Annotated in this window: 10 protein-coding genes; 6 read left to right on the forward strand and 4 right to left on the reverse strand. The window is 68.4% G+C overall.

Features of this window, described 5'->3' with window-relative positions:
• Window position 1: 1 nt before the first annotated feature.
• The 3 genes from C8D03_RS11940 to C8D03_RS11950 form a co-directional block, all read right to left on the reverse strand.
• On the reverse strand, window positions 2–1,981 hold the full coding sequence (locus C8D03_RS11940; RefSeq protein ID WP_108046452.1) for an ABC transporter substrate-binding protein: 1,980 nt from the start codon (window positions 1,979–1,981) through the stop codon (window positions 2–4).
• Window positions 1,981–3,864 (reverse strand): ABC transporter ATP-binding protein, encoded by a 1,884-nt coding sequence (locus C8D03_RS11945; RefSeq protein ID WP_108046453.1) that lies wholly within the window; start codon window positions 3,862–3,864, stop codon window positions 1,981–1,983. The genes C8D03_RS11940 and C8D03_RS11945 overlap by 1 nt, the downstream gene beginning before the upstream one ends.
• A gap of 99 nt (window positions 3,865–3,963) precedes the next feature.
• Window positions 3,964–5,052 (reverse strand): heparin lyase I family protein, encoded by a 1,089-nt coding sequence (locus tag C8D03_RS11950; protein WP_248308438.1) that lies wholly within the window; start codon window positions 5,050–5,052, stop codon window positions 3,964–3,966.
• A 124-nt stretch (window positions 5,053–5,176) separates the two neighbouring features.
• On the opposite strand from C8D03_RS11950, the gene C8D03_RS11955 reads away from it, so the two are divergent.
• The 3 genes from C8D03_RS11955 to C8D03_RS11965 are packed head-to-tail and all read left to right on the forward strand — an operon-like array spanning window position 5,177 to window position 10,318.
• Window positions 5,177–7,912, forward strand: coding sequence for an ABC transporter transmembrane domain-containing protein (locus tag C8D03_RS11955; RefSeq protein WP_108046455.1), 2,736 nt, complete (start codon window positions 5,177–5,179; stop codon window positions 7,910–7,912).
• Window positions 7,909–8,358 carry a cyclic nucleotide-binding domain-containing protein gene (locus tag C8D03_RS11960; protein WP_108046456.1) on the forward strand — a complete coding sequence of 150 codons (450 nt, stop codon included), beginning with the start codon at window positions 7,909–7,911 and terminating at the stop codon, window positions 8,356–8,358. Before C8D03_RS11955 ends, C8D03_RS11960 begins: the two co-directional genes overlap by 4 nt.
• Before the next feature lie 16 nt (window positions 8,359–8,374).
• The gene (locus C8D03_RS11965) at window positions 8,375–10,318 is read left to right on the forward strand and encodes an adenylate/guanylate cyclase domain-containing protein (protein WP_181300913.1); all 1,944 of its coding nucleotides are present in this window, start codon (window positions 8,375–8,377) and stop codon (window positions 10,316–10,318) included.
• A 3-nt stretch (window positions 10,319–10,321) separates the two neighbouring features.
• On the opposite strand, the gene C8D03_RS11970 is transcribed toward C8D03_RS11965, so the two are convergent.
• Window positions 10,322–10,915 carry a hypothetical protein gene (locus tag C8D03_RS11970; RefSeq protein ID WP_108046458.1) on the reverse strand — a complete coding sequence of 198 codons (594 nt, stop codon included), beginning with the start codon at window positions 10,913–10,915 and terminating at the stop codon, window positions 10,322–10,324.
• 25 nt (window positions 10,916–10,940) lie between these two features.
• Here C8D03_RS11970 and C8D03_RS11975 point away from each other — a divergent pair, with 25 nt between their 5' ends.
• From C8D03_RS11975 to C8D03_RS11985, 3 genes are read left to right on the forward strand one after another with little or no spacing between them, the layout of a single operon-like run.
• Window positions 10,941–11,603, forward strand: a complete 663-nt coding sequence (locus C8D03_RS11975; protein ID WP_108046459.1) for an SAM-dependent methyltransferase — start codon at window positions 10,941–10,943, stop codon at window positions 11,601–11,603.
• The gene (locus C8D03_RS11980; protein ID WP_108046460.1) at window positions 11,600–12,841 is read left to right on the forward strand and encodes a glycosyltransferase; all 1,242 of its coding nucleotides are present in this window, start codon (window positions 11,600–11,602) and stop codon (window positions 12,839–12,841) included. Before C8D03_RS11975 ends, C8D03_RS11980 begins: the two co-directional genes overlap by 4 nt.
• Window positions 12,838–14,007 carry a glycosyltransferase family protein gene (locus C8D03_RS11985; RefSeq protein WP_108046461.1) on the forward strand — a complete coding sequence of 390 codons (1,170 nt, stop codon included), beginning with the start codon at window positions 12,838–12,840 and terminating at the stop codon, window positions 14,005–14,007. Before C8D03_RS11980 ends, C8D03_RS11985 begins: the two co-directional genes overlap by 4 nt.
• The last annotated feature ends 95 nt before the right edge of the window (window positions 14,008–14,102 follow it).

The following is a 14,102-nucleotide window of genomic DNA, read 5'->3' on the forward strand; positions in this document are numbered from 1 at the left end:
TTCAGCTCTTCGCCTTGTCCGGGGTCCCGGTCTTCGCCGTGTCGAACCAGAAGGTGTCGGGCATGTAACGGCCGAAGAAGGCGCCAGGCTCGAAGCTGTAGAGTCCCTTCTGCGGCACGTTGCGCAGATCGCGCGAGACGACGACGGGCTGCAGCGTGCCGTTGATGACACCAATCGCGAAGAGCTGCCCGGCATTGATCTCGAGCATGCGCTGCCAGATCTCCCGGCGCTGGCCATGCGTCACGCTGGCGCGCCAGTCATTGTAGAGCCGGACCAGTTCGCGCACCTCGGGCAGGTCCGGCTGCTCACCCTCGCGGCCGCCGCTCTCAAGGAACTGGCCCCAGCGCGGCCAGTTGAACTGCGCCGCGCTGGTCGGCGCCAGGGCGTCGGGCTCCATCTCGGGCGAGACCAGCGCGTTGTCCATGCCGACCCAGGCCGACATCACGGTCTGGCCGGCGACGATACGCCGGCGGAAGACGTCGCGCTGGGTCGAGCGCGGATAGATCTTGATGCCGACGGCGTAGAGATCCTGCTTGATCAGGTCGAGGATGTCGGTTTCCTCGGTGCTCTCACCGGCGGTCTCGACGGTGAATTCGAGCCTGCGTCCGTCCGGCAGCAGGCGAACGCCGTCGGCGGCGCGCGTCGTCAGGCCGGCCTCGTCGAGGAGCCTGTCAGCGAGGGCGGGGTCGTGCTGCATCCACATCTGCGCAAAGGCTGCGTTGTAGAGCGGGCTTTCGGGCAGGGCGGTGTTGCCGCTCTCCTGCGCGAGGCCGAAGAAGATGACCTTGTTGATGTCGGTGCGGTTGATCGCGACCGACAGCGCCCGGCGATAGCGGACGTCGCGGTTGAGATCGCGCCAGACCGGGTCGATCGCGTTCAGGTTCGGCATCAGGGCGAAGTAGGAGCCCTCCGCCCGCTTCCACAGCCGGACGTCGAAGTTCATCCGCTTCGAAGCGTCCTTGAGGAAGGTGTAGTTGTCGAAGCGCAGATAGCGCGCCTGGAGATCGGCCTCGCCGGCGGCGGCCTTGGCCGGCACGAGCGAGCTGGTGCCGACCGTCAGCGTTGTCTCGTCGACATAGGGCAGTTGCCGGCCGTTCTGGTCGATGCGGTGGAAGTAGGGGTTGCGCTGGAAGGTGAACAGCTCGGCCGGCAGCGGCGTGATGTTGCGCCAGGGATCGAGCGTCGGCAGGTCCGGATTTTCCGGCCGGTACATGCGCGAGAGCCGTTCATGCAATGCGCCCCAGTCGCGAACGCGGGCCTGCTTGACGCGCGAATGCAGCGTCACCGGATCGGCATGATCGATGTGGAACTGCTTCAGATAGCCGGACGGCATGCAGATATAGGTCGGCTGCGCGCCAGCGAGCGAGGGCAGGAAGATCGGGTTCGGCTTGGCCCAGGTGTAGCGGATCTCGGTCTCGCTCAGCACCTCGAAGATTGGCGGCTCGCCGCCCGCCAGCAGAGCCTGGGGCAGCCCGCCCGGCGAGAGCCGCCGGTTGTTGGCGACATGCACCCACCAGTAGCGGAAATCCTCGGCGGTGAAGGGCGCGCCGTTCGACCAGCGATGACCCGGCCGCAGACGCAGCGTGAAGATGCGGCCTTCCTCGATCTCGTAGCTCTCCAGCACGTCGGGCGCGATGTCGAGGTTCTGGTCGTAGCCGACGAGCCGGGTATAGCCGTAGAGTGTCATCATGCGGATGTCGCGCTGGTCGCCCATCAGCATGCGCATGGTGCCGCCATGGCGGCCGGGCGCGCGGTCCTCGCCGGAAACGTCGACGATGCGTGGCGCGCGCGGCACGCGCTGCGCCACCGCCGGCAAGGTTCCAGCCGCCACCTGGCTGGCGAAGAAGGGGCTGTCGATCAGCTCGGCCGGCGTGGCGGTCGCGGCCGGCGCCAGCCGCGGCAGGCCGACTGCCGCGAGGGCAGCCGAGCCGAGCAGCAGCGCGCCCCGGCGGGTCGGAGGGAAAAGGCGCCGCGTGCTCATCAGGCCATCTCCCGCATGTCGGCGCCGGGACGGGCGAGGACGAAATGCCCGTCGCCGAGCGGGACATGCGTCAGCGCCCCGCCATCGGGATCGCGCCGGAAGGCCGGCGCCCAGTGGTTGGCATCCGAGGCGCCCCCGGGCGCGGCGAGCTTGAAGTCGAGCTTGCGGTCGAGATCGGCGAAGGGCACCGAGCGCAGCAGCGCCCGGGTGTAGGGATGGGCCGGACGCGAGAACAGGGCGTGGCGCGGCGCGATCTCGACGATGCGGCCATTGGCCATCACGGCGATGCGGTCCGCCATGTAGTTCACCACGGCGAGGTTGTGCGAGATGAACAGGAAGGTCAGGCCGCGCTCGGCCTGGAGGTCCTTGAGAAGGTTCAGGATCTGCGCCTGGACCGAGACGTCGAGCGCCGAGACGGGTTCGTCGCAGATGATCAGGTCGGGGTCGAGCGCGAGCGCCCGGGCGATGCCGATGCGCTGACGCTGGCCGCCGGAGAAGGAATGCGGATAGCGGTTGAGGAAGCGGACATCGAGCCCGACATCCTCCATCAGTGTCTTCACCCGCGCGATCTGGTCGCTGCCGCCGCCCCTGCCGTGAATGACCAGCGGCTCGCGCAGGATATTCATCACCGTCATGCGCGGGGACAGCGAGGAAACCGGGTCCTGGAAGATCATCTGGACGCGGGGCCGGAAGTCCCGCAGTTCCTCGCCTTCGAGGGCGAGGACATCGATCGTCCTTTGGCCGTCATCGAAGGCGATCGCGCCGGCATCGGCGGTGATGGCACGCATCACGATCTTGCTGACGGTCGTCTTGCCGCAGCCGCTTTCGCCGACGAGCCCGAGGCATTCGCCGCGCCTGATGTCGAAGCTGACATCGTCGACCGCCAGCACCGTCTGCTGGCTTCCCTTGCCGAAGAAGCTGCGCGAGCCGGTGGTGTAGGTCTTGCGCAGGCCGCGTACGCTGAGCAGCGGAGCGGCCTCGCCCGGTGGTGTCGACGCCGCGGCGCGGCGCGGCGCCGCCGGCGGGCGCGGTCTGGCCTCGCGCAGGGCCACCAGCCGCTCGCCCTCTTCCATGTCGAAATGCGGCGAGGCCTTGAGCAGGGCCTTGAGATAGGGATGGCGCGGGCGGCGGAAGATGTCCTCGACCGGGCCACTCTCCATGATCTCGCCATGGTAGATCACGACGACCTCGTCGGCCATGTTGGCGACGACGCCGAGGTCATGGGTGATGAGCAGGATCGCCATGCCCATCTCGGCCTGGAGATCGCGCATCAGGTCGAGCACCTGGGCCTGGATCGTGACGTCGAGCGCCGTCGTCGGCTCGTCGGCGATCAGCAAGGCCGGCTGGCAGATCAGGGCCATGGCGAGCATGGCGCGCTGGCGCAGGCCGCCGGAGAGCTCGAAGGAATAGAGGCCGAAGGCGCGGGCCGGGTCCTTGAAGCCGACGCGCCCCAGCATGGTCTCGATCAGCGGGCGCGCTTGCGCCTTCGGCATCGGCCGGTGCAGCAGCAGCGCTTCCTCGATCTGGTTGCCGATGGTGTGGACCGGCGAGAGCGAGGACATCGGCTCCTGGAAGATCATGCCGATGCGGCCGCCGCGGAGCGCGCGGATCTCGCTGCCCTCGGCGGGAAGGCCGGCAATGTCGATCGAGGTCTCGGGCGCCAGCGGGTCGCGGAAGAGGATCTCGCCGCCGGTAACGGCTCCGGCGCGCGGCAGAAGCCCCATGATCGCCTGCGAGATCACCGATTTGCCGGAACCGGATTCGCCGACGAGCGCGACAGTCTTGCCGGCGGGGACACGCAGGCTCACGCCCTTCACGACGTCGCGAGCGAGCCCGTGGACCGTGAAGCCGATACGCAAATCGCTGATCCGCAGGATATCCATCAGCCGCTTTCGCCGGAACGCCTCGTCGTCGCGTTACAAGATCATAACGTCACTAGACGTGGAAAGTGCCGCCTTGCCAATGGCTTTTGACCGGCTGCGTCATTCCGCCGGACATTGGCCGCCGCGGATGACATCGGCGCAACGGGGGCCGCGCCGGAAATCGCCATAGCTGACGCTCCACGGCATATGGTTGGGGGCGCGATAGGGGCCGAACTTGAAATACTGGTTCCGGTCCAAGCCGGGCCCACGATGACCGATATGGCCCCTGATCGTCGCGATCCGGACGCCGTTGGCGATGATCTCGACATGGCCATCGCCGTCGGGTCCCGGCTGCGAACGGACGACGAAATCGATCCAGCCCCGCTGCGCCGTCGGCAGGTCGGCATGCCGCGTGACCGCGATGCCCGGGGCGCAACTGTCGAAATAGGCCGGATAATTGGCCGGCGAGGTGCCGCTCTCGATCGCGACCAGCGCCCGCGTCTGGCGGACTGTCGGCCGGCTCAGCACCCGCGCCTCGCCGTCGCGGCAGCCCGTCGGGCGCTGCGGGCCGCCGACGGGAAAGGCTTCGACCAAGTCGGTCTCGACCGTGAAGCCGAGACGCCCGCCATACAGCCGCAGCGCCAGAAAGGGCGAGTAGTCGCCATCGGTCTCCGGCAGGATCTCCCGCTTCCACTGCGCCATGACGTAGCGGCCGTCGTCCTGCGGCAACGGGTCGTCCATATGCATCGAAAAACCGTACCAGACAGGCCGGTCATAAGGCGCGAGTACGTCGGGCCGCTCCCAGACCTCGGCCCGCTCGCTGCAGGCCGCGGCCGGCGAGCGGCAGGACGGAAAGACGGTGAGCGTCAATCCGCCACGGTCCGTTCTGGCCAGACGCTCCTGGAAATCGACCCGCCCGGCGCTCTGCTCGGCGTTCTCCTTGTAGAAAAGGCCGCCCTCCGTCGCGAAACCCCCACCGCGCAGGCTGTCGCTCAGCACGAGGCGCGAAGGGTCGGCCGGGCGATCGGCGAGAGCCGGTGGCGAGGGCACGAGGGTGGAGAGTGCGAGAGCGCCGAGTGCAAGGGCGCAGACCGCGAGAGCCGGGCGGGCGACCCGCAGCAGCAGGTCGAGACGGTTCAAGCGCTCGCGTCCCATCACGCCCTCTGCAAACACGGTCGTGCCCCGACGGCGCGGGGCGAGCCGACGCATCCCACCAGCGTCCTGTCGCAATCATGGCATGCGCCACGTTGCGCTTGAAGCGAAGCTGACACACATATGATCGCAGCAGGTCAAGAGACGGGCGCGCGACCTGGCGCGCCGGACAGGATTCCCGTTGGAGACCAACCTCTTCCGTTATGTCTGGGAGAAGAGCCGCAGCGAACAGGTCATCGTCCTGCTGATCATCCTCGTCTCGATCCCGTTCAACTGGGCCTCCTTCGACGTGCCCAAGCGGATCGTGAACGACGCCATCCAGGGGCGGGCGTTCAGGGACGGCCACACCACTGCCACCCTGATGGATATCACGCTGAGCCTGCCCGCCTTCCTGGGCGGTGCGAGCTTCAGGGTGTCCGAAGGAATCCAGGTCGGGCAGCTCGGATTGCTGTTCTGGCTGAGCGGCTATTTCCTGCTGCTGGTGCTGATCAACGGCGCCTTCAAATACGTCATCAATGTCCGCAAGGGCATTCTCGGCGAGCGCATGCTCCGGCGCATGCGCTACGACCTGTTCAGCCAGCTCATGCGCTTCCGGCCGGAGGACATCCGCGCGGTCAAGCCGGCCGAGGTCGCGAGCATGATCAAGGACGAGGTCGAGCCGATCGGCGGCTTCGTCGGCGATGCCTTCATCCAGCCGGTCTTCCTGCTGAGCCAGGCCCTGACGGCGCTCGTCTTCATCATGGTGCAGAGCGTCTGGCTCGGCTCGATCGCGCTGATGATCGTGCTGGCGCAGGCGATCATCATCCCGATCCTGCGGCGCGAGCAGCTCCGGCTCGGGCGCGAAAGGCAGATCGCCTCGCGCCAGCTTGCCGGCCGCATCGGCGAGATCGTCGATGCCGGGCCGACCATCCAGGGCCATGGCGCGACCACCTATGTGCAGTCCGACATCGCGGGCCGGCTCGGGCGGCTCTTCGACATCCGCTACGCGCTCTACAAGCGGAAATTCGCGGTCAAGTTTCTGAACAACCTGCTGGCGCAGATCACACCGTTCTTCTTTTACGCGGTCGGCGGCTTCTTCGCCCTGCAGGGCCGGCTCGACATCGGCCAGCTCGTCGCGGTCATCGCCGCCTATCGCGACCTGCCGCCGCCGATCAAGGAGCTGATCGACTGGGACCAGCAGCGCAACGACGTGACCATCAAATACGAGCAGGTGATTTCCCAGTTCAACGCCGAAGAGACGGTCGAGCTCGACGAGGCGGACGGCGTCGCGCGCCTGCCCGAGACCGGCGAGATCAGGCTCGACGGCGTGCAGATGCTGGACAATCGCGGCCAGCCGCTGCTGACGCCGCTCTCGGCGCGAATTCCGCGGCCGGGTGCGGTCGCCGTGATCGGTCCGCATGGCGGTGCGCTGGAGGTGCTCGGCCGCATCCTGGGCCGCCAGGCGATGAACTATTCGGGCCGCATCATGATCGATGGCGCGCCTTTGTCGCGCATGTCGGTCGAGCGGGCGAGCCATCTGATCGGCTATGCCGGCAACGAGGCCGAGATCATCGCCGGCACAATCCGCGACAACATCCTGCTGCCGCTGAAGCGACGCCGGCCCAGCCTCAGGCCCGAAGGCAAGGTCGCACCGGGCGAGCAGCGCCGCTTCGTCGAGGCGATCCGCTCCGGCAACACGCCGTTGCCGTTCGAGGCGGACTGGACCGACTACGAAGGCGCCGGCGTGGCGGATGACGCCGCGCTGGCCGCCCGCATCAGGGCCGTCCTCGATGTTCTCGGCTGCGCCGAGGACGTCTACGAGCTGGGTCTCGACGGGAAAGTCACCGTCGGGCTGCGCGCCGAGGCGAAGGCGCAGATCATCGTGGCGCGCAAGGCGGTGGCCGAGGAACTCGGCCGCAGCAAGCTCGCGGGACTGATCACGCCCTTCGACCCCGAGAGCTACAATGCCAATGCCACGATCGCCGAGAACCTGATCTTCGGGGCCCGGATGGGGCCGCGCTTCGCCAACGAGACGCTGCTGTTCGAGCCTTATGCCTATGCGATCCTCAAGGCGGAGTCGCTGGTCGAGCCGCTGGTCGAGGTCGGCTCGCGGATTGCCGCGACCGTGGTCGAAATCTTCGCCGGCCTGCCGCAGGGGCATGCCCTGTTCGAGCGTTACTCCTTCGGGTCCGGGCTCGATTTCGACCGGCTCGGCGAACTGACGACGCTCCTCAACAAGCACGATATGCGGGTTCCGCTCGATGCCATGGCGGAGCGCGATCTGGTGGCGCTGGCGCTGGGCTATATCGAGCCCAAGCACCGGCTCAACCTGCTCGACCAGCGTTTGCAGCAGCGCATCCTGCGGGCACGGCAGAGCTTCAAGGCGCATCTTCCGGCGGATGCGGCCGAGGATGTGCATTTCTACGATCCCGAGAAGGTCATGCTCGGCGCCAGCCTGCGCGACAATCTGATGTTCGGACGCATCGGCCATAGCATCTCCGATGCCGGCAGGAAGGTCGCGGTGATCGTGCGCAAGGCGCTGGCGCGGGCGGGGCTCGACGGCGATCTCTACCGGATCGGCCTCGACACCGATTGCGGAATCAGGGGCCGCTTCCTGCCGACGCGGCTGAAGCTCGCCGTGCCGCTGGCCCAGGCCCTGATCAAGGCGCCCCAGATCGCCGTGCTGGACATGGGCGCCTTCCTGGCGACGTCGGCCGAACCTGACCAGATCATCGGCCGGCTGCGCGAACATTGCGCCGGCATGACACTGTTTCTTCTTGTGGGGGATGCTAGTCTCGTCGCGGACATTCCGCTCCGGATCGTCTTCGACGGCCCGTCCGGGACGATCGAAAGCGAGGATGGCAAGCATGCCCGCAACGGCGCTGCCGCTCCCTTGCAGCGGCGCAACGGCGGCGAGCGGATGGAGGCGCGACCATGACACTCGAAGCGGACATCTCCTGCCTGCGCCAGCTCCCCCTGTTCCAGTCGCTACCGCCGCCGCGGCTCAAGCTCGTGGCGCTGATGGGCGAGAAGCTGCATTTCGCGGCCGGCGAGCAGATCATCGAGGAGGGCGACAAGCCCGAAGGCGTCTATGTAATCCTGCAAGGCGATATCGAGATTTCGCATGAGAGGCCCGATGGACAAGGCCGGCGGCTGCAGCTCCACTCCGGCAGCCTGATCGGCGACGTGCCCCTCCTGTCCGGGCAAAGCGCCGTCGGTGCGGTGACGGCCAAGAGCGCGGTCCATGCGCTGCGCCTGCCGAAGGACCTGTTCTTCGAACTGCTCGAGACGATACCGGATTTCAGCCTGGCGCTGTCGCGCGACCTCGCCTCGCGGCTGTACCGTCTGGCGGATATCACGCTGCACGGGGAGAAAGTGCATTGACGATGCAGGAGCCGGCATGAGCCTGCAGCAGACGGCCGGAGCGCGGCGTTCGGGCATGGGCGCCGGGATGGATCAGGTGTCGTCGTGGAGCCGGGACATCCGCTTCGCCTCGGGACTGGTGCTGCTCTTCTTCGCGGCGACGCATTTCCTCAATCACGCGGCGGGCATCGCCGGCGTCGAGGCCATGGAGCAGGCGCAGGAGTGGCGCTACTGGCTGTGGCATTCCTGGGCCGGGACGGCCGCGCTCTACGGGGCGCTCGTCGTCCATCCCTTCTTCGCGCTCGTCCGGGTCGCCCAGCGCCGCACCTTCAAGATGCCGGCGCGCGAGATGCTGCAGATCGCACTGGGCCTGGCGATCCCGCTCTTCCTGATCGATCACATCGTCGGGACGCGGGTGATGGGCAGCTTCTTCAATCTCGACGAGAGCTATCGTGCCGTCCTGCGGCGGCTCTGGCCCGGTCTTGCCGCGACCCAGTCGCTGCTGCTGCTGCTGGTCTGGGTCCATGGCATCATCGGCCTGCATTTCACGCTGCGCTCGCGCGACGCCTATCAGCGCTGGCGCGATCCCTTCCTGCTGGTCGCGATCCTGATCCCGATCCTGGCCCTGATCGGCTTTGCCGTGGCGGGGCGGGAGGCCGGCCAGATGGCGATGGCGCCGGAGGTCGCGACCGATGCGCAGATCGTCATGTTCAACCAGAACGTGACCTGGGCGAAGACCGTCTTCTACGGGCTTGTCGGCTGCTTCGTCGGCTTCGTCGGCATCCGCGAGATCAGGGTCCGGACGACCCGGCAGATCACCGTCCGCTTCGTCGGCCATGGCGTGCGCAAGCTCGCGCCCGGCCTGACCGTGTTGGAGATGTTCAGGCGCTTCGGCATTCCGCATGCAGCGCTGTGCGGCGGGCGGGCTCGTTGCGCCACCTGTCGCGTGCTGGTGCTGGACGGCGCCGACAACCTGCCCGCGCCCGGCATGAACGAGGCCAAGCTGCTGCGCCGGATCGCGGCCCCCGAGCGCGTGCGCCTCGCCTGCCAGATCAGGCCGCGTGATGACCTTCAGGTCCAGATCCTGCTGGCTTCCCGCCTCAAGACGACGGCGCCGATCGATTTCGAGCCCGATGCCAGCGCCGGCAAACGCGGGCTGACCGTCGTGGTGGCGGATCTGCGCGCCTTCTCGTCGCTGGCCGAACGGCAATTGCCGCAGGAACTGATCGGCCTGCTCAACCGCTTCTTCGACGAGATGGCCCAGGCCATCGCGGCTCATGGCGGGCGCATCGACGCCTTCTATGGCGACGGCTTCATGGCGGTGTTCGGGCTGGAAGGCAGTCCGGCGAAGGGCGCGCAGACCGCGATCGCCGCTGCTGGCGATATCGTGCGCGCAGTCGAGGCGCTGAACCGCGAGTTCGGAGCCGCGCTGCCGCTGCCGCTGCGCATCGGCATCGGCATCCATAGCGGCCAGGCGATCACCGGGGCGGTCGAGAACGACAGCCTCGGGCGGCGCGAGATCACGGTCGGCGAGACGGTTGCCGTCGCCGCCCAGCTCGAGCTGGCGACACGCCGCGTGCTGGCCGATATCCTGGTGTCCGAAGATGCAATCCGGGCCAGCGGCCGCAGTTATCGCGGCACGACGCAGCTCAAGATCACCATCCGCGGGCGGGAGAAGCCGCTGAATGCACTTGGTTTCGCCAGCGCGCCGGAGATCGCGGAATCCGATGAGGACAAGGCAGCGGCTGCCGACCCCGCCATCCTCGATGCCACGGTGAGCGAGGGCGCGGCCGAGGTCGATCTCGTCGAGGGCGCCGACGGCGTCGCCCTGCTCGCCCCGGCCTCCAGGGCTACGCGCGAGGCGGCTGCGTCGCCGGGGGAGGCCCCTCCCGTCGAGGCTCCTCCGGCCAAGGCCAGGCGGTCCCCGCGCAAGAAGGCTCCGGCGCGGAAGCCGGAAACGCCGGAGCAGGACGGGTCGTGACGCTCAGGCCGGTCCGAAGACGAGGAAGCGCCGGCGATCAAAGCCGGCGGCACGCAGGGCCTCGTCGTTGATCGTCAGGGCGAGATCGATGTTCGGCGGGGCGGGACGCGTCGCCGTCAATGCGCCGATCTGGCCCTGCGCCCGTTCCAGATCGAGCGCATAGTCGATCACCAGGACTTCGGCGCCGGCCGCCAGTGCGAGCAGTTCGGGCGGGGTCGCGCCACGGCGTCCGAAGGGCTTGAGCGAGAGCCCGAGCAGAACGAGCGCGTAAGGGCCTATCGGCGCGATCTCGACCTCCTGCAGCTTGGCGGCACGATGGCGCAGGCGGCAGGGCGCACCGTTCAGCATCTCGGCCGAGAAGTCCGGGATCTTCGGGTCGATGACGGTCACGGTCTGGGGGCGGTGGGTCAGGAAGCCGGTGATCGGCAAGCCGGCGCCGCCGATCTCGACGATATGGGCGCAGGCGCGCACCGCATGGGCGGCGAGAACCTGTCGCAGGGCAGCCGCGGGGCTGGCAAGATGGGCCAGCAGGATGCCGGACGGCGCGACGGCGGGGTCGCTGGCCTTTACAGGTCTGCTTGCATATGGTCCGGCCACTTTCACTCCGCTTTCCCGACACGGCATGACACGCGACACGCCTCCCGACGCCTTCTATGACATTCTGCGCGGCGTCGCAGCCCTCACCGGCAACAGCGTGGTGGCCGATCTCGCGCGTCTCGTCGCCGACGAGATGCCGCCCGATCTGTGGATCGCCTTCAATCACAAGCAGATCGGCTCGAAGCGCTGGCTGGTCGATGCGCTGGCAGGGACGATGCCGCATCCGCAGGGGCCGGTCTGGGTGCTGGGGGCGTGGTACGGCGTGCTGGGCGCGCTGTTGCTCGCCGACGAGCGGCTGGCGATTCCGGCAGTGGTCAGCGTCGACCTCGACCCATCCTGCGCGCCCGTCGCCGAGCGACTGAACCGCCGCCATGTCGCGGCGGGTCGCTTCCGGACTGTCACGGCCGACATGATGACGCTCGACTTCGCGGCCCAGAGCCCGGCGCCAGGCCTCGTCATCAACACGAGCTGCGAGCATTTGTCCGATGTGCCGGGCTGGCTTTCGACCTTGCCGCCGGGCCTGCCGCTGCTGCTGCAATCGAACGACTATGTCCGCGAGCCCGACCATCGCAGCTGCGTCGCCTCCCTCGACGCGTTCAAGGCGCAGGCGGGGCTGTCGGAGACGCTGTTCGCCGGAGCGCTGCCGACCAAGAACTACACCCGTTTCATGCTGATCGGCCGGCGATGAAGCCGCCCCGTATCGCGATCGCGATGAAGGGCTATCCGCGCCTGTCGGAGACCTTCATCGCGCAGGAACTGCTCGGCTTGCAGCAGCGCGACCTGCCCTTCGCGATCTGGTCGCTGCGCCGGCCGACCGATGTCGCCCGGCATCTGATGCACGACCAGATCAAGGTGCCGGTGAGCTATCTGCCGGAGTATCTGCGTGAGGAGCCGGGACGGGTGCTGCGGGGTGTGCTGCGGGCGCTGCTGCGGCCGGGCTTTGCGCGGTTGCTTGGCGTCTTCCTGCGCGATCTCGCCCGCGACCGGACGCGCAACCGGCTGCGCCGCTTCGGGCAGGCCTGCGTGATGGCGCGCGAGCTGCCGGTCGGGACCACGCATCTGCATGTCCATTACCTGCATACGCCTGCCTCGGTGATCTTCTATGCGGCGCTGCTGCGCGGGCTTTCCTGGTCGTTCTCGGCTCATGCCAAGGATATCTGGACGACGCCGGACTGGGAGAAACGCGAGAAGATCGCGGCGGCAGCATGGGGCGTCACCTGCACGCAGGACGGCCACCGCGAACTCATGCGCCTGGCCAACCGGCCCGAGAAGGTCGGCCTCGTCTATCACGGGCTCGATCTCGCGCGCTTTCCGGCGCCGCCTGCCCGGCCTGCCCGCGACGGCAGCGATTCCGCCGATCCGGTGCGCTTCGTCACCATCGGCCGTGCCGTCGAGAAAAAGGGCTTCGACGATCTGCTGGCCGCGCTGGCAAAGCTTCCTGCCGGTTTGCATTGGCGCCTGACCCATATCGGCGGCGGCGAGAAGCTGAAGGCCCTGCAGACGCAGGCCGGTATTTTGGGTCTCGCCGATCGCGTGACCTGGGCGGGACCGAAGGCACAGGGCGAGGTCATCGCGGCGCTGCGCGAGGCCGATCTCTTCGTGCTGCCCTCCAGGCAGGCCGGCGATGGCGACCGCGACGGCCTGCCCAATGTCGTGATGGAGGCGGCGAGCCAGGCCCTGCCCATCGTCGCCACCGACTTCGCCGGTATTCCGGAATTCGTGCGCGAGGGTGTCGAGGGGCTGCTCGTCCGCCCCGGCGATGTCGCCGCGCTGGCGCGGGCGCTGGCCGGTCTGGCTGGCGCGCCCGCGCGGCGCAAGGCGCTCGGGCGGGCCTCGCATGAGCGACTGACGGGTGCGTTTTCGGCGTCAGCCGGGCTCGACCGAATTGCGGCGCGACTGCGCGCCTCGGCTGGTCTGGCACCATGAGCGCGACGGGCACGCGCGGCAGCGTGCTGATCGCGGTGACGCATCTGCTCGGCAGCGGGCATCTCGTGCGGGCGGCGCATCTGGCCCGGGCGCTCGCGGAAGGCGGTTTTGCCGTCACGCTCGCGAGCGGCGGCATGCCATTGCGGGCGATGACGGGTGAGCCCTTCGACTTCGTGCAATTGCCGCCGGTCAAGGTCGAGGGTGTCGATTTCCGCAATCTGCTCGACGAGGAGGGCCGGCCGATCGATGTCTCCCGGCGCGAGGCACGACAGGCGCTGCTCCGCGAGCTTGCGGTTTCGCTCCGGCCGGATGTGGTCGTCACCGAGCATTTCCCCTTCGGGCGGCGGCAACTGGCCGATGAATTCCTCGGCCTGATCGCGGCGGCGAAGGCCGCCCGGCCGAAGGTGCTGGTGCTGTCTTCGGTCAGGGACGTGCTGGTGACGCCCCGTCCAGACCGGATCGCGGAGGCGCACCGGCGCATCGAGACCATGTTCGACGGCGTTCTGGTGCATGGCGACCGCGCCTTCCTGCCGCTTGATGCGTCCTGGCCGGTGTCGGCGGAACTCGCGAGTCGGCTGCATTACACGGGCTATCTGGCGGCCTCGCCCTCGTTTCGCGGCGCTCGCGATGGCCGCGAGGGGGAAATTCTGGTTTCGGGGGGCGGCTCCGGCGCGGCGCTGCCGCTGTTCCGGCTCTGTGTCGAGGCGGCGCGCCTGTCCGATCCGGTGTGGCGCTGGCGCCTCCTCGTCGGCCGTGGGCTGGGCGAGGGCCTGTTCGCGGAGCTGCGGCAATCGGCCTCGCCCAACGTCATCGTCGAACGCGCACGGCCGGATTTCCCCGAACTGCTCGCGGCCTGCGCGCTCTCGATCAGCCAGGCCGGCTACAATACGGTGCTCGACCTCGTCGCGGCGGGGCGTCCCGCCATCGTCGTACCCTTCGACGAGGGCGCCGAGACCGAGCAGGCGGTGCGGGCCGACGCGATGGAGCGCGCGGGACTGGCGCGCTGCCTGCGGCTTTCAGACGCCGACGCCGCTTCGCCGGGCCCTTTCGCCGCCGCTGTGGCCGCGACTCTGGCCGCAGGACCGCCTCATCCGCTCGCGATCGATCGTGACGGGGCGGGCATGGTTGCGGGCATCGCGCGTCGATTGCTCGCGGCGCGAGCCTAGTTTCGCGCCTGTCTCCTGCCAGTATGTCTCGCCCGGCATGTCCCGTCCCGGCATGTCTCTTGCGAACGGCAGACCCGGCGCTTTGCGAATTGCCG

Origin of the sequence: Bosea sp. 124 (assembly GCF_003046175.1) — a bacterium.
Taxonomy (GTDB): Bacteria; Pseudomonadota; Alphaproteobacteria; order Rhizobiales; family Beijerinckiaceae; genus Allobosea.